The 22,796-nt window shown below is 60.4% G+C and carries 19 protein-coding genes, 1 other RNA gene and 1 pseudogene (1 of these 21 only partly in view); 19 read left to right on the plus strand and 2 right to left on the minus strand.

All coding sequences use genetic code 11. The annotated features are described in order from the left end of the window. Positions 1–72 precede the first annotated feature (72 nt). On the minus strand, positions 73–2,175 hold the full coding sequence (locus AC06G8_RS01130) for a transglycosylase domain-containing protein (RefSeq protein WP_480284159.1): 2,103 nt from the start codon (positions 2,173–2,175) through the stop codon (positions 73–75). 429 nt (positions 2,176–2,604) lie between these two features. On the opposite strand from AC06G8_RS01130, the gene speE reads away from it, so the two are divergent. From speE to argS, 6 genes are all read left to right on the plus strand, one after another. After that, a complete protein-coding gene (gene speE / locus AC06G8_RS01135) occupies positions 2,605–3,432 on the plus strand; it encodes a polyamine aminopropyltransferase (protein WP_480284160.1) in 828 nt (275 codons plus the stop codon). Further along, the gene (gene speB / locus AC06G8_RS01140) at positions 3,432–4,301 is read left to right on the plus strand and encodes an agmatinase (RefSeq protein ID WP_447665030.1); all 870 of its coding nucleotides are present in this window, start codon (positions 3,432–3,434) and stop codon (positions 4,299–4,301) included. The genes speE and speB overlap by 1 nt, the downstream gene beginning before the upstream one ends. Positions 4,302–4,497: 196 nt before the next feature. Further along, a complete protein-coding gene (locus AC06G8_RS01145) occupies positions 4,498–4,752 on the plus strand; it encodes a DUF7667 family protein (protein WP_447665029.1) in 255 nt (84 codons plus the stop codon). Positions 4,753–4,869: 117 nt separating this feature from the next. Next, positions 4,870–5,397: a DNA-deoxyinosine glycosylase gene (locus AC06G8_RS01150; RefSeq protein ID WP_447665028.1), complete on the plus strand. Its 528-nt coding sequence runs from the start codon at positions 4,870–4,872 to the stop codon at positions 5,395–5,397. A 252-nt stretch (positions 5,398–5,649) separates the two neighbouring features. After that, positions 5,650–6,183 (plus strand): YwiB family protein, encoded by a 534-nt coding sequence (locus tag AC06G8_RS01155; RefSeq protein WP_447665027.1) that lies wholly within the window; start codon positions 5,650–5,652, stop codon positions 6,181–6,183. Continuing rightward, positions 6,180–7,856 carry an arginine--tRNA ligase gene (gene argS / locus AC06G8_RS01160; RefSeq protein ID WP_480284161.1) on the plus strand — a complete coding sequence of 559 codons (1,677 nt, stop codon included), beginning with the start codon at positions 6,180–6,182 and terminating at the stop codon, positions 7,854–7,856. Before AC06G8_RS01155 ends, argS begins: the two co-directional genes overlap by 4 nt. Positions 7,857–7,898: 42 nt before the next feature. On the opposite strand, the gene AC06G8_RS01165 is transcribed toward argS, so the two are convergent. After that, entirely contained in the window at positions 7,899–9,026 is a 1,128-nt protein-coding gene (locus AC06G8_RS01165; RefSeq protein WP_447665083.1) for a S8 family peptidase, read from the minus strand. Positions 9,027–9,578: 552 nt separating this feature from the next. On the opposite strand from AC06G8_RS01165, the gene rpoE reads away from it, so the two are divergent. The 13 genes and pseudogenes from rpoE to AC06G8_RS01230 all read left to right on the plus strand — a co-directional run. After that, positions 9,579–10,133, plus strand: coding sequence for a DNA-directed RNA polymerase subunit delta (gene rpoE / locus AC06G8_RS01170; protein ID WP_447665025.1), 555 nt, complete (start codon positions 9,579–9,581; stop codon positions 10,131–10,133). Positions 10,134–10,453: 320 nt separating this feature from the next. After that, on the plus strand, positions 10,454–12,055 hold the full coding sequence (locus AC06G8_RS01175) for a CTP synthase (RefSeq protein WP_447665024.1): 1,602 nt from the start codon (positions 10,454–10,456) through the stop codon (positions 12,053–12,055). A 196-nt stretch (positions 12,056–12,251) separates the two neighbouring features. Beyond that, positions 12,252–12,650, plus strand: a complete 399-nt coding sequence (locus AC06G8_RS01180; RefSeq protein WP_480284162.1) for a response regulator — start codon at positions 12,252–12,254, stop codon at positions 12,648–12,650. A 533-nt stretch (positions 12,651–13,183) separates the two neighbouring features. Further along, complete coding sequence (locus AC06G8_RS01185) at positions 13,184–14,437, plus strand: UDP-N-acetylglucosamine 1-carboxyvinyltransferase (protein ID WP_447665023.1); 1,254 nt, start codon at positions 13,184–13,186, stop codon at positions 14,435–14,437. A 318-nt stretch (positions 14,438–14,755) separates the two neighbouring features. After that, positions 14,756–16,081, plus strand: a pseudogene (rho, locus tag AC06G8_RS01190) (transcription termination factor Rho); the annotation flags it as partial. A gap of 1,058 nt (positions 16,082–17,139) precedes the next feature. Beyond that, positions 17,140–18,399, plus strand: coding sequence for a radical SAM family protein (locus tag AC06G8_RS01195; RefSeq protein WP_480284163.1), 1,260 nt, complete (start codon positions 17,140–17,142; stop codon positions 18,397–18,399). Between the two features lie 170 nt (positions 18,400–18,569). Then, a complete protein-coding gene (rpmE, locus tag AC06G8_RS01200) occupies positions 18,570–18,767 on the plus strand; it encodes a 50S ribosomal protein L31 (RefSeq protein ID WP_021882051.1) in 198 nt (65 codons plus the stop codon). Positions 18,768–18,839: 72 nt separating this feature from the next. Next, the gene (locus AC06G8_RS01205; protein WP_480284164.1) at positions 18,840–19,247 is read left to right on the plus strand and encodes a hypothetical protein; all 408 of its coding nucleotides are present in this window, start codon (positions 18,840–18,842) and stop codon (positions 19,245–19,247) included. A gap of 83 nt (positions 19,248–19,330) precedes the next feature. Then, positions 19,331–19,596, plus strand: an RNA gene (ffs, locus tag AC06G8_RS01210) — signal recognition particle sRNA large type. 212 nt (positions 19,597–19,808) lie between these two features. Continuing rightward, entirely contained in the window at positions 19,809–21,581 is a 1,773-nt protein-coding gene (dnaX, locus tag AC06G8_RS01215; protein WP_447665418.1) for a DNA polymerase III subunit gamma/tau, read from the plus strand. Between the two features lie 34 nt (positions 21,582–21,615). After that, entirely contained in the window at positions 21,616–21,927 is a 312-nt protein-coding gene (locus tag AC06G8_RS01220) for a YbaB/EbfC family nucleoid-associated protein (protein ID WP_048749931.1), read from the plus strand. A 108-nt stretch (positions 21,928–22,035) separates the two neighbouring features. Beyond that, a complete protein-coding gene (recR, locus tag AC06G8_RS01225) occupies positions 22,036–22,632 on the plus strand; it encodes a recombination mediator RecR (RefSeq protein WP_048749929.1) in 597 nt (198 codons plus the stop codon). A gap of 151 nt (positions 22,633–22,783) precedes the next feature. After that, a protein-coding gene (locus AC06G8_RS01230; protein WP_480284165.1) for a DUF2508 family protein crosses the window boundary here: on the plus strand, positions 22,784–22,796 show its start. Its footprint extends 326 nt past the window's final position; the window shows 13 of its 339 coding nt (coding positions 1–13); its start codon is at positions 22,784–22,786; its stop codon lies off the right edge, out of view.

The following is a 22,796-nucleotide window of genomic DNA, read 5'->3' on the forward strand; positions in this document are numbered from 1 at the left end:
ATCCGGTTATTCCCTTTCATTATACTCCAGCCTTCTCCCTTAATCATCCAATTGCCGTCCCCAGCTGCCGCTTCACCTGCGCCACCAGTGGCGGATGCCTTCCAGCCACCCTTTGGCAGCGGGCTGCCCCTGGGGCTCCGACTTCGGCAGGGCTCCGCTGCCGGACGGAGCTTCTTCCCGGCAGAAGCTCTGAGGCTCCGTGCCCGAGACGAACAGCTCCATCCTCCATCCGGAGCAGCCGGCAGCGGCCTTCAGGCCGGTCGCGGGATCGACGGCGACGCTGACGACCCCATCGGGAACGATGAACGGCTTCGGCGTCACTCCCTGCAGCGCCTTTTCCGTGAAGGAGGCGAAGATCGGCGCGGCGCGATGGGCTTCCGAATAGGTCAGGCGGCGGTTTTTGTCATAGCCGGTCCATACGGCGGTAGCCAGCTCCGGCGTATAGCCGACGAGCCAGGCATCGCTTGCGGTCGTGCCGGTCTTGCCGGCGACCGGCCGGCGGATCATGCCCGAGACGCGGCTGCCGGTGCCTCCGGTTTCGAACACGCTTTCCATGAGGCTGGTCAGCACGTAGGCGTAAGGAGCGGCTGCCGCTCTCGAGAGGCGGGGCTGCGCCTCATAGAGAGTTTCTCCTTTGCTGTCCTCGATGCGCAGGATCGACACCGGCGCGGCGCGGAGGCCTCCCGCTGCCAGCGTGCCGAAGGCGGATGCCATCTCCAGCGGACTGACGGGATAGGTGCCGAGCGCGAGCGAGGGAACCGGCTGCATCGGGGAGCTGAGGCCGAGAGCTCTGGCGGTGGCGATGACCTTGTCAGCGCCTACCTGCATGATCGTGTTGACCGCGTAGGTGTTGTCGGAGCTGGCGATGGCGTCGCGCATCGAGATCGGCCCGCCCATGTAACGGTCGTTGTAGTTGCGGGGAGCATAGCTTTTGCGTCCCTCGTCGTAAGCGAAGACGGTCGGGGCGCTGGTGAACGGCGTTACGGCGGTCAGCCCGCTCTGCAGCGCGGCGAGATAGAGCACCGGCTTGAATGACGAGCCGGGCTGCCGTCTGGCGAGAGCCCGGTTGAACGGACCGCTCCGGTAATCGAGCCCTCCGACCATCGCTTTGATATAGCCGGTCCGGGGATCGATGGCGACGAGAGCAGCCTGCTGCTGCGAGCTGCCCGGAATGGAGGCGCGGATCGCCTGCTCCGCCGCCTTCTGCGCCGCGGGATCCAGCGTCGTGTAGATGCGGACGCCGCCTTCGCTGATGAGATGCTCGTCCAGTCCGAGCTGGTCGACGGCCGTCTGGCGGACGTAATCGCGGAAGTAGGGCGCCGCGCCGCCCGCGCCGCCCGGCTCCAGCGGACGAAGCGCGAGCTTCTGCGCGCGGGCTTCGTCCGCTTGCCCCGCCGTGATGTCGCCGGCGTCCTGCATCGCTTTCAGAATCAGGCGCTGCCTGCGGACCGCGTTGTCCATGTCCATATAGGGCGAGTAATATTTCGGGCCCTTGGGGACGCCGGCGAGCATCGCGCTTTCCGCGAGCGTCAGCTCGGCGGCGCTCTTGCCGAAGTACATCCTCGCCGCCTTGCCGATTCCGTAGGCGCCGTGCCCGTAATAGATCTGGTTCAAGTACATGCCGAGAATCTCATCCTTGGAATAGTTCATCTCCAGCTGGGCGGTGTACATCGCTTCCTTGAGCTTGCGCTTCCAGGTCCGCTCATGCGTCAGATAGAGGTTGCGGGCCAGCTGCTGCGTGATGGTGCTGGCGCCTTGGCGCGCCCGGCCGCTCTCCAGGTTCACGGCCGCCGCCCGCGCCATGCCCTTCATGTCGAAGCCGCCATGCTTGTAGAAGCGGTGGTCTTCGATCGCGAGCGTCGCCTGGACGAGATAGGGGGATATCCGCTGCAGCGGTACGGATTCGCGGCTTTGGCCGGCGCGGAACGATTCCATCAGCTGGCCGGAGGCGTCGTAGATCTCGGTCAGCTGGACAGCCGAGGAGGCGGGCAGCGATTGAAGGCGCAGCGACAGCAGCAGGATGCTGAGCGCAAGCAGTCCGAGGGATATCGCAGTGCCGGCCAGCAGCCCGAGCAGCCGGAGCGGCCGCCCGGCAAGCAGGGCGGAGAGGCCGAGGAGGACGGATTTGCCGCGGCCGCGGGAGAGCCTTCGTCTGGGACGGAGGGGATTGCTCATGGAGGATGTGTTCCTTTCCCGGATTCGACATCTTTTTCCATAGTATGGATAATTCGGAGGGCCTCTATTCAAAGGGCGGAAAAGCGCGAGAAATCACGGGGAAACGTTTGTATTGGAGGGGGGATTTGACTATAATACAGGTTGAACCGTCGACCTTAAGGAGGCAGATCCGACAAAAGCTTCTTTTGCCGTATCGCCTTTGAACGGGAGAAATGGATGCGCAAGAGCCTTGTCAGGCATCCCTGCGCTTCGAGTTCACGCCCTAGATGATATTGCCTTCAGCACATATAATCTCGTTGCTCCATCGCATACGTGCGCCATCCCATCGCTGGCGAGGCCGTATTGCTTGGGCCGGCTTGCCGGGGCGGTCAGCATCCGATGGACGGTCCTTCCGTCCCCAACCTGAAGAAGAAAGAAGGGACTCTTACCATGGAATTGTGGTATACCGAGAAACAAACCGAAACCTACGGCATTACGGCCAAAATCAAAGAAACCTACGTCAACGAGCAGACGGACTTCCAGCAGCTCGCCATGATGGAGACCGATGAGTTCGGCACGATGCTTGTCCTCGACGGCATGGTCATGACGACGGACAAGGACGAGTTCGTCTATCATGAGATGGTCGCTCATCCGGCCCTCAACACGCATCCGAATCCGGAGCAGGTGCTCGTAGTCGGCGGCGGCGACGGGGGTGTCGTGCGCGAGATCCTCAAGCATGAGAAGGTCAAGCGCGTCGTGCTCGTCGACATCGACGGCAAGGTCATTGAATACTCCAAGAAATATCTGCCGAACATCGCATCCGGACTGGACGACGCTCGCGTCGAGGTCCACGTGAACGACGGCTTCATGCATATCCACGACCACAAGAACGAGTACGACGTCATCATGGTCGACTCCACCGAGCCGGTCGGCCCTGCGGCCAACCTGTTCACGCGCGGCTTCTACCAAGGCATCTACGAGGCGCTGAAGGACGACGGCCTGTTCGTCGCCCAGACGGACAACCCGTGGTTCAAGGCCGATCTCATCCAGAGCGTCAACCGCGACGTCAAGGAAGTGTTCCCGGTCGTGCGCGTGTTCTGGGCCAACGTTCCGACCTATCCGAGCGGCCTGTGGACCTTCACGATGGGCTCCAAGAAGCATGATCCGCTCGCAGTGGACGAGACCGCCATTCCGGAGCGCGAGACGAAGTACTACACGCCGCGCCTGCACAAGGCCGCGTTCGTGCTGCCGAAGTTCGTCGAGGATCTGGTGAAATAATGAAAATAGACCAGAAATACTCCGGCAACGTCTTCATCCTCAGCTCCGAGAACTATGAAGCCTCCCGCGCTGTCATCTACGGCATGCCGATGGACTTCACCGTGAGCTTCCGCCCAGGCTCCCGCTTCGGCCCCGCCCGCATCCGCGAGGTGTCGATCGGCCTGGAGGAATACAGCCCGTACCTGGATCGCAGCCTCGAAGAGATCGAATACTTCGACGCCGGCGACCTGCTGCTTCCGTTCGGCAACGCTGCCCGCTCGCTAGACATCATCGGCGAGTTCGTGGCCGGCATTCTGGCTGACGGCAAGATGCCGGTCGGCCTCGGCGGCGAGCATCTCGTCAGCTGGCCGATCTTCCAGGAGGTCTACAAGAAATATCCGGACCTCGCGATCATCCATTTCGACGCTCACGCCGATCTGCGCGAGTCGTACGAAGGCGAGCCGCTGTCTCACTCCACGCCGCTGCGCAAGGCAGCCGGCCTGATGGGCGGCAAGAACATCTATCAGTTCGGCATCCGCTCCGGCTCCCGCGAGGAGTGGCAGTATGCCCGCGAGAATATCAACTTCCATCCGTTCGAGGTGCTCGAGCCGCTGAAGAAGGTGCTGCCTGAGCTGGCTGGCCGTCCGGTCTACCTGACGATCGACATCGACGTGCTGGATCCTTCCGCCGCGCCGGGCACCGGCACTGCGGAAGCAGGCGGCATCACGAGCAAGGAGCTGCTTGAGGCGGTCCATGCTATCGCGAAGTCCGGCGTCAACGTCGTCGGCTGCGACCTGGTCGAGGTAGCCCCGGCTTATGATCCGACGGAGCAGACGCAGATCGTCGCCTCCAAGGTCATCCGCGAAATGCTGCTTGGCTTCATCAAGTAAAGGGATTCAAGCCGGTCGGCCCGCCAGGGCCGGCCGTTTTTCATTCCGGGAACGGCAGCCCTCCCTTTAGAAGCCGGAAGTCCTTTTCCGGGATAGGCGGCTTGTCATCGGGGAGCCGAATTTTTTCGTTCAGCGTGCTTGGACCTCTAGTTCTTTGGCGATACTGGCTGATAGAATACAAGGAGGTGCAACTCAGGTGGGATTGCTGCCGATACATGAACATCTGGCCGAGCTGTGGACCATTCGCGAACGCCGTGCCTTGACGGACGAAGAACAGGCGGACTTCGAGCACTGCCTGGCGGTCAACGCTTCCCACTGCAGGCGGCTGGCGAATTTGTACAATATGTCCCTGATCGCATCGATGACGGGCGACACAGAGTGGCATCACGAGATTTGCAGCAAGATCGAAAAGCTTCACGGGACGCCGCCTGCCTTCCGGGGCAATTCCTGACCAGGGCGGGCTCGGCGGCTCGCGTCGGGGCTTTATCTTTTGAAATCCGGCAGGTGACGGACTGCGGCTTCGGGCCGCGGGCCGCCCGCCGGATTTCTTCGTTGAGGTGAGACGGACTTGGACGAGGATAAGGACAAGGTCAAGGTCCGCTCGTTTCCTCCGATGATAGGCGACGGGGCGAGAGTGCTGATCCTTGGCAGCATGCCGGGGGCGAAGTCGCTTCAGGAGCAGCGTTATTACGCGAACGAGCGCAATTATTTATGGAGACTGCTGTACGGGCTGCGCGGGCTGGAACCGGATGAGGCGTACGGGGACCGGCTTGCTTACGCGGCCGGCCGAGGGATAGGCCTATGGGATATGATCGACCATTGCCATAGGGAAGGCAGCCTGGACATGAACATCAGGAATGCGGTTCCGAACGATCTGCCCGGCCTCGCTGCCCGTTATCCATCTCTAGAGGCGCTCGCCTTCAACGGGAGCAAGTCCTACGAGATATACCGCAAGCATTTTGCCGATCATCCCGGCCTTGCTCATCTGGATTTGCTGCGTCTGCCTTCGAGCAGCCCGATTCCGACCCCGGCCATGCGCACGCTGGAGGATCGGCTCGAAAAGTGGCGCATGCTGCTGCCCTATTTGAAGGAATGACCGCTGCCGGTCAGCTCTCGGCTGGCGGGAGGGCCGGCTTCCATCCGCCGCTTCAAGCGGAGAATCATCCCATGCCAGCTGTCCGGGGGCATGGGATTTCCTGTTTATCGCGCCGCTGCAGCCGCCCCAGCCGTTGAAATCAAGGGATGAACTGTTTATAGTAGGGAAGATAACATCGGAGAGCCGCGCCGGGCGATTCTCTGCCAGGAATCTTCCCGGTGCAGACGAGTATTCGGAGGGTGAGCCTGCGGCATGAACGAACACGAAACAAGCCGGTCGGCGTCGGAAGCCGCCGGCTTGCCCATCGCGGAAAGCGCGGCCGACGGCGGGGCAGCTGCCCGCGCAGCCGGCGTGGACGAAGGCCGCGTCGCCGTCCTTATTGCCATCCGCAGCAGCCAGGACGGGGAAACGGCTCCGCCCGTCACGCACAAGGGCGAATTTTTCGCTAAAGGAAAGAGCCGATACATCCGCTACGAGGAGAGGGACGAACTGCATGGCGCCGTGAGGACGCTGATCCGGTGGAGCGGGGACGAGATTCGTCTCACGCGCCGCGGCGGAGTAGAATCGGAGCAGACTTTCGCAGCCGGCTCGAACCGCGAGGGCAGCTATGCATCCGGCCATCTGGCTTTTCGGATGACGGTCGAGACGGAGGCGCTGTCCGCCGAGGGCGCTGCAGGCGGCTTGCTGCCGCTGACGCTGGCTTGGACCTACCGGCTGCGGATCGAGGATCAGTTAAGCGGCCGCTTTCAATTGCGGCTTCATATACAGGAGGATACCCATTCATGAGTAAGAACGTGCTTGAACAAGTTTATGCCGCCATCAGCGGAGCGATTGCCGATGCAGCCGTAGCCGCCGGGCTTGCCGCCCGCGAAGAGCTGCCTGTATTCGTGCTGGAGGTGCCGCGCGACAAGGCCCACGGCGATCTGGCGACCAACGCCGCCATGCAGCTGACCAAGATCGCACGCAAAAACCCGCGTCAGATCGCCGAGGCGATCCTGGCCCATCTCGACAAGGAGAAAGCGTCCATCCTGTCGGCGGATATCGCGGGCCCGGGCTTCATCAACTTCCGCCTGGACCGCTCGTACCTGTATCCGGTCATCGGCCAGGTGCATGAAGCCGGCGATGCGTACGGCCGCGGCGAGAGCACGGGCAAGCGCGTGGAAATGGAGTTCGTCAGCGCCAATCCTACCGGCAGCCTGCATCTGGGCCATGCCCGCGGCGCGGCCGTCGGCGACGCCCTGTGCAACGTGCTTGATTTCGCGGGCAATGATGTGACCCGTGAATACTACATCAATGACGCCGGCGCCCAGGTGAACAACCTGGCCAAGTCGATCGAAGCCCGCTACCGCCAGCAGCTCGGACAGGAAGCCGAGCTGCCGGAGGACGGCTATCACGGAGAGGACATCGTCGGCTTCGCCAAGCAGCTCGTCGAAGAAAAAGGCGATTCCCTGCTCTCGCTGGCCGATACGGAACGCTTCGCCTTCCTCAAGGCCTACGGACTGGAGCGCGAGCTGGGCAAGATCAAGCGCGATCTCGAACGCTTCCGCGTCCGCTTCGATCTCTGGTACAGCGAGACTTCTCTGTATGAGACCGGGCTCGTAACCGACGCCCTGGACGCTCTTCGGGACAAGGGTCAGGTCTACGAGGAAGAAGGCGCCACCTGGCTGAATACGACGGCATACGGAGACGACAAGAACCGCGTCCTCATCAAGAACGACGGGTCGTACACCTACCTGACGCCGGATATCGCGTACCATCGCGACAAATACGGCCGCGGCTACGACACGATGATCAATATCTGGGGCGCCGACCACCACGGCTACATACCGCGCATGAAGGCGGCCATGGAAGCTCTCGGCAACGATCCGGACAAGCTTGTCGTCCTGATCGCCCAGATGGTCAGTCTCTTCCAGAACGGCGAGAAGGTCAAGATGTCCAAGCGTACCGGCAAAGCCGTCACGATGGAGGACCTGATGGACGAGGTCGGCGTGGATGCCATCCGCTACTTCTTCACGATGCGCAGCATGGACTCGCATCTGGACTTCGACATGGACCTGGCCGTATCGACCTCCAACGAGAATCCGGTCTATTATGTGCAGTACGCCCATGCAAGGATCTGCAGCATCCTTCGCCAAGCCGCGGAGCAGGGAATCAGCCCGCTGCCGCTGGCGGAAGTGGACCTGTCCAAGCTGGCGACCGAGCATGAATACGACCTGCTCCTCAAAATGGCGGAATTTCCGCAGGAAATCAAGCTGGCCGCTGACCAGCATGCTCCGCACCGGCTCGTCCGCTATGTCTACGAGCTGGCTTCCCAGCTGCACAGCTATTACCGCGCCGAGCGCGTCATCACGGAAGACTTGGCCCAGGCGCATGCCCGCCTGGCTCTGCTTGGCGCCGTCCGGACCGTCATCGCGAATGTCCTGCGCCTGATCGGCGTCTCCGCTCCGGAGCGCATGTAGGCCGGCATCATCCCGAGCCGCTCGAAAAAGCCGCAGAATCGATTACGATTCTGCGGCTTTCAACATTTTGGGCACATCGAGCTCGCCGGGGGTTCTGGCATTTTTGGCTCCCCGCAGCGGTATCGTGGATTTCCGGAGGATGGCCTTGATATCCGCAGGGGTCAATTCGGGATAGCGGGCGAGCAGCAGCGCAACCGCTCCGCTCACATGGGAGGTAGCCATGGAGGTGCCGCTCATTTCGTTGTACTTGCCTTTGATCCAGGCCGAATGAATCCGGTCTCCGGGCGCATAGATATCAATGTACGGCCCCCGGTTGCTGAATGCGGCGATGCGCCTGAGCCGATTGGTGGCGCCGACGGAGATCGTCTGCGGATAACGGGCCGGATAATCCACCGAGCGGCGCTTGCCGTCGTTGCCGGATGAAGCGACGATGACGACGCCGGCATTCATCGCGTTGGCGCAGGCCGCCATCAGCGACTTGCTGCGCGATCTCATCCCGAAGCTCATATTGATGATGTGCATGCCGCTGCGCACGCACCATTCTATGCCGAGGATGATGTCGGAGACAAAGGCGCTTCCGTTGTGGTCGAAAGCCTTGACCGGGTACACCATCGATCGGGGCGCGACTCCGATCATGCCGCTCGGCTGGTTGGCCGCGGCGATCGTGCCGGCGATATGGGTCCCATGGCCGTTGTCGTCATGGGGCAGATGGGTGCGGTCGATCAGGTTGATGCCTTTGCCTATGGACGACTTGAGGTCGGGATGGTTGTGGTCGATGCCGGTATCAATGACGCCGATCTTGATCCGGTGTCCAGTCGTGCGGTTCCAAGCCAGCGGGGCTCTGATCTGCTGTACGCCCCAGGGAAGCCCCTTCTCGGCTGGAACCCGCGCGGCGGGAGCGGCCTCTACCCGCACGAGGCGGTCTTCCTCCATCCATACCCCGGGGGGGAGACGGGGTTTGCCCGCAGCTGCCGGCGCCGTGAACGTGACGGCCCGGATCAGCGGAATGGGATGCAGGCGGAGGCTGGTTGCGGGAGCAGAGGCCTTCCACTCGTCCAGGAAGGCTCTATAGTCCCGTTCATGCCGGAAGCCGATCAGGTAATTCAGACATTTGGTGCCGGTGGAGGAAAGGGTGTCGCGAAGCCAATGGAGCAAATTATCCAAGACGATGTCCCTCCTGACGGACAATGCTTGGATAGTGTATGATCCCGTGACGCGACCCGCATGAGCCACCTGCCCGTTTCAGCCAATATTTAGGCTCCGTATCCGTGTCAATCGCCCGCCGGCGCTCATACTATACCATCAAGAGTCGCAGGGCTCTTAAAAACCGGACAGAAGCTTCTGGCCTAGTCCGGGAGGATACAGTCGGGAGCGGAGGGGCAGCCCTTCGTTCTTTCCGTTTCAAGCGCTTTTTCCGGTGCAGCAGACAAGCTCCCTTCCCGATCGGACCCGAGGATGTAATTGCGGGCACTCCTATATCGGCTTCAAGCTCAATGGATAGTCGCTGTTAGACCGGCTTGGCCGGCTTTTCTGTTTTCCTGCCGGGAGATGGATGGCTGCAGCGGCAGTTCTCGTTCCTCGCCTGGCCGTCTTGATTTTTTAATTGAAATAGGTTTTACTATAGGTTGACTGTGGACAAGACTGTACCATGACCTTATGCACGCAGGGCGAGCTTGTATCGGCTGGCCATTTTGATTATCCGAGAGGATGTGTCTGGATTACATGAGCACGAACCTATCTCAAAAATTCGATGCGGAGCGTCTGCGCGAAATGCCGATGGTCGACCTGGCCTTCGAGGTGCTGAAATCGGCGAACACGCCTTTTTACTACCGCGATCTGATGAAAGAAATCGCCAAGTACCGCGGGCTGACGGACGCCGAAGTCAACGACGTCATCGCCCAAGTCTATACGGAGATCAATATTGACGGACGGTTTGCCTGCGTAGGCAGCAATACTTGGGGCCTCAAGCGCTGGTATCCGGTCGAGAAGAACGAGGATCCGATCACCAACGCCAAGCGTCCGCGGATCATCAACGACGACGACGACCTCGACGACGAGGAAGTATTCGACGGAGAAGAGGACGACACCTATACGGAGACCGAAGAGGACTTCGACGTATTCGACGAAGACCGCGAGTTCGAAGAGACCGAAGAAGAAGAGAGCGCCGTTGACGAAGAGATCGATGAGGAAGGCGGCGGCGAGGTGGAAGGCGAAGAGTCCGAGGAAGACGATGACGACTTCGACGACGACGCCGACGCGGACGAAGAAGAGAAATAAGACAGCGACGGGCCGGAAGGATGGGGGGAATCCCACATCGTTCCGGCTTTTGCCGTTCTTGACAGAGGCCAAGCGGTGAAGTAAACTATTGCATGGGCTTTTGGAGCGGTTAGTGGTATTTTATCGGCTCAAAGGCAGTGAGCGCACGCCATCCCGCGGGGGTGGACGGCGGCATTGCCTCCATATCGAATGTCGTTATTCAGGAGTGCGCCCCCTTAATACGGGTGTCACTTTTTTTGTTTTTATAAGGCAGGAATGCCATGAAGCAAGGCGTGCCTGGGCAATCTAATCAGACCAATGGAGCATGGAGGGTACACACAGTGACGAAATATATTTTTGTGACAGGCGGCGTGGTTTCATCCCTGGGCAAAGGGATTACCGCGGCATCGCTTGGAAGATTGCTCAAGAACCGGGGCCTTAAGGTAACGATTCAAAAATTCGACCCCTACATCAACGTGGACCCGGGAACGATGAGCCCCTATCAGCACGGAGAAGTATTCGTGACGGACGACGGCGCGGAAACGGATCTGGATCTGGGCCATTACGAGCGTTTCATCGATATCAATCTGTCCAAGAATAGCAACGTCACGACCGGCAAGATCTACTCCTCCGTCATTACGAAGGAACGCCGCGGCGAATACCTCGGAGGCACGGTCCAGGTCATCCCCCATATTACCAACGAAATCAAGGAGCGCGTGTTCCGCGCGGGACGTGAAGCCGGCTCCGATGTCGTCATCACGGAAATCGGCGGCACGGTCGGGGATATCGAGAGCCTTCCGTTCCTGGAGGCCATCCGCCAGATCAAGAGCGATATCGGCCGCGACAACGTCATGTATGTGCATGTCACGCTCATTCCTTATATCAAGGCTGCCGGCGAAGTGAAGACAAAGCCGACGCAGCATAGCGTCAAGGAGCTGCGCAGCATCGGCATTCAGCCGAACGTCATCGTCTGCCGTACGGAGAAAGCCATCTCCGAGGAAATGAAGCGCAAAATCGCTCTGTTCTGCGACATCGATCCGAACGCCGTCGTTGAATGCCGCGATGCCTCGACGCTGTACGAGGTTCCTCTGATGCTTCAGGAGCAAGGTCTGGACGAGTACGTCGTCAACCATCTGAAGCTTGATGTCCCGCAGCCGGAGATGACCGAGTGGAAAGCGCTCGTCAACCGCGTGAAAAACCTCAAGCGCAAGACGGAAGTCGCCATTGTCGGCAAATACGTCGCTCTGCACGACGCCTACCTCAGCATCGTGGAGTCCCTTGCCCATGCCGGCATCGAGGCCGATTCCGAAGTGAGCATCCGCTGGGTGGACGCCGAAGAGCTGACGGACGGCAATGCAGCTGAAGCGCTGCAAGGCGTGAACGGCATTCTGGTGCCTGGCGGTTTCGGGGACCGGGGAATCGAAGGCAAGGTCGCGGCGATCCGTTATGCCCGAGAGCAGCGTATTCCGTTCTTCGGCATCTGCCTCGGCATGCAGGTTGCCGTCATTGAATATGCCCGGAACGTCGTCGGCATGCAGGGCGCCAACAGCTCCGAGATCAACCCGACGACGCCTTATCCTGTCATCGACCTGCTCCCTGAACAAAAGGACATCGAGGACATGGGCGGCACGATGCGGCTTGGCCTCTATCCATGCAAGCTGGCGGAAGGCTCGCTGGCCGCGCGCACGTACGATGACGAGCTCGTCTACGAGCGCCACCGCCACCGGTACGAGTTCAACAACCAGTACCGCGAGGCGATTGAAAAGGCCGGGTTGCGCATTTCCGGAACTTCCCCGGACGGACGGCTTGTGGAAATGGTCGAGCTGCCGGAGCATCCGTGGTTCCTGGCCGTCCAGTTCCATCCCGAATTCACCTCCCGTCCGAACCGTCCGCAGGCTCTGTTCCGCGGCTTTGTGAACGCCTCTCTGCAGCTCTCCGAATAGGAGCCGGCCAAGGGAGATTCCGCTTTCATCTCCTTTGGGAGATGGAGGCGGTTTTTTGAATAACGAAGAAGGAAAACGGAAACAAGGGGTCGAATAGACAGGGAACAGACCTATTTTAATGCCGCGCCGATGCATGAGATGCTACGGGCCGCTTTTGTCCTGCAGATAAAACGACCACTACTCGGGAGGTAGAGAAATGGACAAGAAAAAGGTACTGATTGTCGACGATCAGAATGGAATCCGGGTCTTGCTCATGGAGGTATTCACAAGCGAAGGGTATACGACCTTCCAGGCTTCCAACGGCAAGCTGGCTCTGGACATCGTCCGCAATGAGAATCCGGATCTGGTCCTGCTGGACATGAAAATTCCCGGCATGGATGGACTGGAAATCCTGAAGCACGTGAAAACAATCGACCGGAGCATCAAGGTCATCATGATGACAGCTTACGGAGAACTCGATATGATCAAGGAAGCGACGGATTTGGGAGCAGTCATGCACTTTACGAAGCCGTTCGATATCGACGAGATGAGGCTGGCCGTCAATATGCAGCTCCGCCGCGACGGGGAGAACAACAAGTACGCCATCGGGTCCTGAGCAAGGACCTTTTTTTTTGCCCGCTATCCGCGATTGGGAGATGATGGAGGGGCCGGGGAGAGGCCGCGTCTGTACACATCTCAACTTCAAGTATGTTATAATGGCCCAGAATGACGAGCCTGGGCACTGGGCTTGCTTCTCATGCGTGAATGCCAAGCTGTACCCATAGATGCCGAATGCAGCGGATGAAGCGGATCCGGCGCTCAAGCAAGCGACGGCTGCCGGTTCGGATCGGCCCCATTCCTCAAGACCACGCAAGCGCGATAGCGGCATTTCCACGGCGAGGCGGATTTCGGCGCGCTGGCTGCGCCCGCCTTTCGCCGCTTTTCCCTATCCTTCAGAACCCGGCAGATGCCGCGGCAACCTAGTCCCATAGTTCAACGTCTTATATAGCAGCGCTGTCCATTTGGCGAACTCGAGCCACTCGTGCAGCGAGGCGTTTATCCTTTATCTACAGCTCAAGCACCGCCAGGCGCGGCCGGCCGCGATGCGGCCGGAGGATGTTTGTTCTTCCCGGGGAGGATTTATCAGCGATGGAGAAATTAATGGTTCGCGGCGGACTCCCGCTGCGGGGCACGGTACAGATCAGCGGGGCCAAGAACAGCGCGGTTGCGCTGCTGCCCGCTGCTATTTTAGCGGAATCCGAAGTCGTCCTGGACAATCTTCCGCATCTAAGCGATGTGGCAGTCTACGCCGAAATTCTGGAGCAGCTCGGGGCCGGCGTATCCTGGAGCGGGGACACGATGCGGATCGACGCATCGAACCTGCAGTCGGCCGCCATGCCCAACGGCAAGGTGAAGCTGCTGCGGGCTTCCTACTACTTGATGGGAGCGCTGCTCGGCCGGTTCGGAGAGGCCGTCATCGGCCTTCCGGGCGGATGCAATTTCGAGCCTCGTCCGATCGATCAGCATATCAAAGGCTTCGAAGCGCTTGGAGCCGAAGTGTCGAACGATCACGGCTCGATCCGGATCTCCGCCAAGGAGCTTCGCGGAGCGAAAATATATCTCGATGTCGTCAGCGTCGGGGCGACGATCAACATCATGCTCGCGGCATCGCGCGCCAAAGGCCTTACGACGATTGAAAATGCCGCAAAAGAGCCTGAGATCATCGATGTGGCCACGCTGCTCAACGCGATGGGGGCCAGGATCAAAGGGGCGGGCACGGAGACGATCCGGATCGAAGGCGTAGACAGCATGCACGGCTGCCGTCATTCCATCATCCCGGACCGTATCCAGGCCGGCACGTACATGATCGCGGCAGCCGCGACGAGAGGCGACGTTACGATCGACGGCGTCATTCCGAAGCACATGGAGGCCATGAGCGCCAAGCTTCTGGAGATGGGCGTCGGCGTGGTGGAAATGGACGAATCGATCCGCATCATCGGCAGGCCGGACTATGAGGCGATCGATGTCCGCGCGCTCGTCTATCCGGGCTTCGCCACGGATCTCCAATCTCCGATGACGAGCCTGCTGACCCAGGCTTCGGGCGTGAGCATCCTCACGGACTACGTGTACAGCAACCGGTTCAAGCATATACCCGAGCTGGCGCGGATGGGAGCCAATATCCGCGTGGAAGGGCGTTCGGCCATCATCGAAGGCAGCCGGCTCAACGCGGCCAAGGTCAAAGCATCCGATCTGCGTGCCGGAGCCGCGCTCGTCGTGGCCGGTCTGACCGTCGCTGACGGGATTACCGAGATATCTGGCGTTGAATATATCGACCGGGGTTACGACAATCTCGTCGACAATCTCCGCCGTCTCGGCGCCGAAGTGTGGCGCGAGAACCACTAGTTCCCTTTCCGACCGATCGACTCCGGTTTTTTTCCTCTGAGCGATGCAGGCCGATGCCGGCCTGCTCCGTTTTTTTTGCCAGGACTCCCTGAGCTGAACGAGCATGAGGCTGAGCTCGACCGGCGGGGGGACAGTCCCGGCCTCCTGAGAATCCCGTCCCGACTTTCCGACCTGATGCAAGGCCGGCGCGGATGCGGAATAGACCGCGGTGCAGCCGGATAGAATGAAAGAATAGATCTTATAGATTCAGATAGGATTAGAACCGTCCCTTCTTGAGGTAAGAGGTAAGGTGTGAAAACTGAATAAAGTGGTGAGAAAATGAGTGATTTTCAGATCGCCGATCTGGAAGTAATGACATTGAACGATCTGTATAAGCTCGCCAAGCAGTATGAGGTGCCGAGCTTCAACCAGATGAGAAAGAAAGAGCTTGTGTTTGCCATTCTTCGCGCTCAGGCGGAACGAGGCGGGCTTCTGTTCATGCAGGGCGTGCTGGACATCCTGCCGGAGGGCTTTGGATTTTTACGTCCGATCAACTATCTTCCGAGCAATGAGGATATCTACATTTCGGCTTCCCAGATTCGGAGGTTCGACCTGCGCAGCGGCGACCTCGTATCGGGCAAATGTCGTCCGCCAAAAGAAAGCGAGCGCTACTTCGGACTTCTCCAAGTCAATGCCGTCAACGGCATGAGCCCCGAAACGGCTGCCGACCGCTTGCATTTCCCTGCCTTGACCCCATTGTTCCCGCAAAAGAAACTTGTCCTTGAAACGACTCCGCATCGTTTGTCCACCCGAATCATGGATTTGCTCGCGCCGGTCGGACTTGGCCAGCGCGGCCTGATCGTTGCTCCTCCCAAAGCCGGCAAAACGCTTCTGCTGAAGGAAATTGCGAACAGCATTTCGGAAAACAACCCGGAGATCGAACTGTTCGTGCTGCTGATCGACGAAAGGCCGGAGGAAGTGACGGACATGCAGCGCTCCGTGCGGGGCGAAGTTGTCGCCTCGACATTCGATGAGCTGCCGGAGAACCATATCAAGGTTGCGGAGCTTGTGCTGGAACGCGCTCTGCGCATGGTCGAGCACAAGAAGGATGTCGTGATCCTTCTCGACAGCATTACCCGCCTCGCACGGGCCTATAACCTGGTCATCCCGCCGTCCGGACGCACGCTGAGCGGCGGCATCGATCCGGCTGCCTTCCATCGCCCGAAGCGCTTCTTCGGCTCGGCGCGGAACATCGAGGAAGGCGGCAGCCTGACCATCCTGGCCACGGCGCTGATCGACACGGGTTCCCGGATGGACGACATCATTTATGAAGAGTTCAAAGGAACGGGCAACATGGAGCTTCATCTCGACCGCAAGCTGGCTGAGCGCCGCATCTTCCCTGCGCTGGATATCCGCCGTTCAGGTACGCGCCGCGAGGACCTCTTGCTGACGAAGGAAGAGCTGGATAAAATCTGGGTCATCCGCAAGAATATGAACGATTCCATGGAATTCGTGGACAATTTCCTGAAGAGGCTGGGCGAGACGAAGACGAACGCCGAATTCCTGACCACGCTGGAGTCGAAGAGCGGCGCGCGGGGAAGCACAGGCAGCGCCCCTTCCGCGACGGCTGGAGGGAGCCCTGCCAGCGGGCCGGCGGGCGGCAGCCCGATCGTGTCCAACACGTCCAGCTATAGGGGCGGCAACGGAACCGGCGCTTATCGGCAAGGATCTTCCGGCCAGACGGCTCAGGTCGCGGGCATCGGCGGCAGCTCTTCGCCGACCTCTGCGCCGCCGGGGCGGACGGAAGGCTACAGTTCTCGTCCTGGAGGCGCGAGCGGCAGCTCGTCCTACGGAAGCAATCGTCCTGCAGGCAGCGGGGTATCCCGTCCGGGGACACGTCCGGTCGGCTCTCGTCCGATAAGCAGCGGACAGCGCCCGGGCGGATATTCCGCTCCGACGCGACCGGCAGTCACGGAGCAGCGCTTCGGCGGCTCCGCTCCGGAGCAGGGCTTGACCGGCGCCGCCGAGCGTCCGGCAAGCCGGCCTGCAGCATCCGGCGAAGCCGGAGCGGCGAAGCCGGCTTCCGCGCCGCAGCTTGAAGCGCGGCCGGATGCCGTGCGCCCTGCCGCAGCGGCAAGGCCGGCATCGCCGCAGCCTGAGCCGCAGGGCGAGTCCATGCGCCCGGATGCGGCGGTCAGCGCAGCAGCGAGCGCGCCTGCGCCTGAGCCGCAAGCTCCTCCGCGCAGCGAGACGCCTGCGGCATCGGCCGCTGCCGAAGCACCTGCGGCGGCCCCGGCGCGCACTCGCGCCGCTTCGCCGCGGGCAGCGGCTCCGCGCGCTGCCAAGGCGCAGCAGCCGGCGCAGGACGCCGCGCCTGCCGCGCCGCCGGCTGCGCCGGAAGCGTCCGCCGCTGCCGAGCCGGCGGCCAAGCGCACTCGCGCCGCGTCGGCTTCGCCGCGCGCCCCGCGCGCATCCAAGGCGGCAGCTTCGCCTGCCGCCGAGACCGCGCCGCAAGCCGGCGCCGAGACGGCTGCCGCAGCTTCGCCTGCGGACGCCGCAGCGGCTCCGGCCGCGCCGAAGCGCGCTCGCGCTCCGCGCGCGGCGGCAGCCGACAAGCCGGCCGCCGGAACGACCCGCCGCACAACACGATCCAAGTCCGCTCCTGCGGATGAGTCCCCGGCGGAATAAGCCCCGCCGGGCGCTACAGATTTTAGGAGGACATCATGAATCTTGTATATGCCGATGAACAAGGCAATTTATATGACCATCCCGACTGGATCGGGCTTGGCCGCAGCGGCGACGTCGTCGTGGAAATCATGGACGAGGAGCTTATCCCCCTTCCGGAGGGAGCGACTCTCGTCGGCCTGCCGGGCACTCGCCCGGTCGGCATCAACTCCCGCACCGGGGAGATGGAAGTGCTGCCGGGATCCTATCAGGCTGTAGGCGCGCTGCTTCCCCAAGGCTATACGCGGCTTAATCTGCCCGGATACGTCAAGGCGGACAAAAACGCCGTCCTGCCGCTGTTCGGCTACACCTCCGTCGTCTGGAAGGACGGCGGCTTCCATGTCGCGGCCGAGCGCAGCGACGATCCCGAGCGCTGGAATCCGCTCAACTGCGATGCCAAGGAACTGAACGTGAAGGTGGAAGAGCTGCTGGCGAAATATCCGGACAACAGGCTGTACAAGCATTTGTCCCATTGCGCGCTCGGCTACGAATGCCTTACGGCGTCCAACACGTTCCTGCAGCGCTGGGAAGGAGCCGTCCCGGTTTCCTATTCCTGCAACGCAGGCTGCTTCGGATGCATTTCCGAGCAGCCGGAGGACAGCGCGTTCCCGGCTCCGCAGACCCGCATGAACTTCAAGCCGACCGTCGACGAAGTCGTGGAGATCATGCTGGAGCAGCTGAAGACTCCAGATGCGATCATCAGCTTCGGCCAAGGCTGCGAGGGCGAGCCGTCCACCCAGGTCAAGATTATCGTGGAGGCGATGAAGAGAGTCCGCGAGCAGACGTCGATGGGCTACATCAACATCAACACGAACGCCGGGCTCACGGACTTCATGCGGGCGATCGTCGATGCCGGCCTCGATTTGATGAGGGTGAGTACGATCAGCGCGCTGGACGACCATTACAACGCGTACTACAAGCCTCGGGCCTATACGCTCAAAAATGTGGAGAAGTCCTTGCGTTATGCCGCCGACCAAGGCGTCTACACCTCCATCAACTATCTCATCTTCCCGGGTGTCACCGACCGCGAGGAGGAGATGGAGGCGATGATCGAGTTCGTCCGCCGGACGGATCTCAAGCTGATTCAGATGCGCAACCTCAACATTGATCCGGAAGCGTACCTGAACCTGATTCCGAAGGCGCGCGGCGAGATCTACGGCATGAAGCAGATGCTGGAGATTTTCCGCGAGGAGCTGCCGGGCGTCGTCATCGGCTCATACACGCATGTGCCGCCGTCCCGGCTGGCGAGGCATCGCTGAAATCGATCCTGATCAAGCTTGCTGGCCGTCCTGCGCCGGCGGCTCGGGTACAAGCCCGTGCCAGCGGCCGCAGCAATCCTATTGCTTACGGCACTTGTCCGTGATATAATATTCAGGTATGCATAACTCTGGGCTCGCTTGAAGCTCAGGGCAGAAAGAGGTGAAAGACGATGAAAGAGGCTATTCATCCGAAATACCACGTGACTACGGCTACTTGCGCTTGCGGCAACACGTTCGAGACGGGTTCCGTTAAACCGAACCTGCGCGTGGAGATCTGCTCCGCTTGCCACCCGTTCTTCACAGGCAAACAGAAATTCCTGGATGCCGGCGGCCGCGTAGACCGTTTCAAAAAGAAATACGGCATCTAATCGACTGCCAGAAATTGGCGGCATAGAAGAACCTCCCTCAGCCATCCTATGGACTGAAGGGAGGTTTTTTAATTGACATCAACATTTCGCTTCCATACCAATAAGCCTCTTCGGGCCGTTTGCGTGCTTCTGCTCGGCGCCGCTCTGCTGTCCGGCTGCGGCGGCAGTCCGGAGCATAACCGGGTGAAGAGCTACGGGCAGGACGGACATCTCGGCTTGACCAATACGAACCCTCGTCTGCCCAATACTCCGCATTCGCAGAACTACCAGCAGGATGCGGACTTCGCAGAGCTCAAGGTCAAGGAGGTTCAAGGGGTGAAAACGGTCCGTCTTGCTTTCGACGGCCCGACGCTCCGGGCTTACGTGACGCCTAAAGAGGGGCTGAGCGCCGCTCAGCGGGAGCAGGTGCGCAGCCGCGTGGAGTCGCAGCTCGCCTTCAACATGCCCCGCTATAAAATCATTGCCCGCCTGGCTACGTAAGGAGACAGCGCCTTTCTTTCCCTGGAGCAGGGAGACGAAGGCCGGTTGCAGAAGCCGTGCAAATGGGCTATACTGAAAATCTGCCGTGCTAGATGGGGAGGTAGCGGTGCCCTGTAACTCGCAATCCGCTATAGCGAGGTTGAATTCCTGCCGTAGGTTATGCGTTGCAGTGTATGGCGCCTAGGAACAGCGTTGAAGGATGGGTCCTCCGCAATGGACACTTGTGAACCCGGTCAGGTCCGGAAGGAAGCAGCCGTAAGCAGGCGCGTTCATGTGCCGGAGGAGTGCCTGACCCGAGCTGGAATCAGGAATGCCTGCTGGACCGCATGGATCGAGGGCAGGTGCACGGTCCTAACTAAGCAGAGCAACGTCTGGAGTCCGACTCTTCGTGAGGAGGTCTTCCGGGCGTTTTTTTTATATTCTCATTTAGAAAAGCTTCGCGCATTCCTCCACGGCTGCCTCCGATGTTCCGGGGCGGATTCCTTTGCCGGGCAGGAAGCGGTATTGTATAATGGAGAGACGAAATAACGGCCGAGGCCGGCCGGAAAGGAAGCCTGCATCTTGACCCATATCGCCTTATACCGTGCTTGGCGTCCTCAGACGTTCCGGGACATGGTAGGACAACAGCATATCAGGCAGACGCTGCAGAACGCCATCCGCGAGCAGCGCATTGCGCATGCTTACTTGTTCAACGGGCCGCGGGGCACGGGCAAGACTTCCGCTGCCAAGATTTTCGCCAAAGCCGTCAATTGCGAGCTCGGACCCGCTCCCGAGCCGTGCAACGAATGCGGCGCCTGCCGGGGAATCACCGCCGGCACCGTTATGGATGTCGTGGAGATTGACGCCGCTTCCAACCGCGGCATTGATGAAATCCGCGAGATCAGGGACAATGTAAGATACGCTCCTTCGGAAGTGCGATACAAGGTTTATATCATCGACGAAGTCCATATGCTGACTACGGAAGCGTTCAATGCTTTGCTGAAGACGCTGGAGGAACCTCCGAGCCATGTCATCTTCATTTTGGCGACGACCGAGCCGCACAAGCTTCCACCCACCATCATCTCCCGCTGCCAGCGCTTCGACTTCAGGCAGGTGTCGCTGGAGGAGCAAGTGGAGAGGCTGACCGAGATCTGCAAGGAAGAAGGCATTCGCGCCGAACCGGAAGCGATCGACTATATCGCCAGGCTGTCCGACGGAGGCATGCGCGATGCGATCAGCCTGCTGGAGCAGGCGGCGGCGTTCGGCTCCGAGACGATCACGCTCGAAGGCGCGGTCGACGTCACCGGCGGCCTTGCCGCGCAGCAGTTCGCGGGCATCGCGGACGCCGTCCGGGACAGGGACGCGGGAGCGATCCTTCCTCTAGTGGAAGGCCTCATGCAAGCGGGCAAAAGCCCGGACAAATGCTTGGAGAACCTCATGTATTATTTCCGGGATCTGCTCGTGCTCAAGCTTGCTCCGGGCAGCGCCGAGGCGATGGGGCGCGTCTCGGATCCTACCCGGTTCCAATCTATGGCCGAAGGATTCTCGGCTGACCGGATCTTCCGGATGATCGACGAGCTCAACCGCTACCACAACGAAATGAGGCATGCCGCTCACCCGCAGACGCTCTTCGAGGTGGCGCTTCTCAAAATCGCCACGATGCCCGAAGGCGGCAGCCAATCCTCGGCAGCTTCGGCAGCCGGCGCCGCGGCGCCTCAAGCATCCCCAGAGACAGGGCGGCTGCTCCAGCGGATCGACGATCTGGAGCGCAAGATCGAGCAGCTGCAGCGCTCCGGCAGCGCTCCGGCAGCGGCGGCTCCCGAGGCATCCGCTTCCGGCAGCGCCGTTCGAGGAGGAGCGAGCCGCGGAGGGGGATTCGGCCCTCGTTCCGGCAGCGGTTCCGTACGGAACGTCAAGCTGGATCCCTATTTGGCGGCTCTTTCAAACTCCGAGACCGCTCAGCTCCGAGCGAAATGGAGCGAAGTGCTGGCCCGGGTCAAAGACGCAAGGGTTACGGTCCATGCGTGGCTCGTGGACGGCGAACCGGTAGCTTCCACCGGCGACTCCGTGCTCGTCGCGTTCAAAAACACGATCCATCGGGAAACGACCGAAAAGCAGGCGAATCGCGAGCTCATCGAGAAAGTGCTTCAGGAAGCCTTCGGCCGGTCATTATCTCTATCCACCGTCATGCAAAAGGACTGGCAGCAAGCGAGCTCCGGCGCTGTCTCGGAACGTGCTTCGGCGCCGCTGGAGCTTAGCCACGACGATCCGCCGCAAGCTCCGGCGCGGCCGGAATGGGTGGAAGAGGCGGTCCGTCTGTTCGGGGAAGACCTGGTCGAGCTGAAGAAGGACTGACATTGATCTTAATTCCAATTATGAGGTGATGACGATGAACAACATGAACCAAATGATGAAACAGGTCAAGAAGATGCAGGAGCAGATGCTCAAGGCTCAAGAGGAGCTTGAAACGAAGAACGTTGAAGGCTCCGCTGGCGGCGGTGTCGTCACGGCTGTCGTGAACGGACATAAGAAGCTGATCAGCATCGCGATCAAGCCGGAAGCGGTCGATCCCGACGACGTGGAAATGCTTCAGGATCTTGTGCTCACAGCTGTCAATGATGCCATCACCAAGGCTGACGAGCTGGCGAACAAGGACATGGGCAAATTCACCGGCGGCATGAAAATTCCTGGCTTGTTCTAAAGCCTGCGGGTCCATTAGGACCGCATAGACAGCTGCTCTTGCAGCAGCCATGGACGGCCCTTCGCATTCCGGCAGGGCCGTCCTTATTTTATGGATGGAGCTGATTCCTTGTATTATCCGGAACCCATAGCCAAACTGATCGATTCCTTCACCCGCCTTCCCGGCATCGGGCCGAAGACGGCTGCCAGGCTGGCTTTTCATGTCCTTAAGATGAAGGAAGACGATGTCATCGACTTTGCAAAAGCTCTTGTCAGCGTCAAGCGGAACCTTCATTTTTGTTCCGTCTGCTGCAATATCACCGACACCGACCCTTGCCGGATCTGCCAGGACAAGTCCAGGGACCATTCCTCCATCTGTGTGGTCCAGGAATCCAGAGATCTGGTTGCGATGGAGAGGACCAAGGAATTCAACGGACAGTATCATGTGCTCCAGGGAGCCATATCTCCGATCGAGGGAATCGGTCCGGAGGAGATCCGGATCGCGGAGCTGCTTCGCCGCCTGGAGGACGAGCGGGTGCAGGAGCTTATCCTTGCCACCAACCCCAATATTGAAGGGGAAGCGACCGCTATGTACATTTCGCGGCTCGTACGGCCCTTCGGCATCCGGGTGACGCGGATCGCGCATGGCTTGCCTGTCGGCGGCGACCTGGAATACGCCGATGAAGTGACATTGTCCAAAGCCCTTGAAGGGCGCAGAGAGCTTTAAGGATACAAGGCCGTCCATGCCGGGCGGCTTTTTTCATTCTTTTTAAGTAAATGCGGCTGCTCCAAGCGTTCTAAACCCTTATTCCCGTTTATAGAATTAATACAGGAAACTTAGCGGGCTATAAATGGACAAGCGGAAAGGTGGTTGGATCATGGCGGTGTGGA

It is taken from the genome of Paenibacillus sp. SJS-P3, assembly GCF_056711585.1.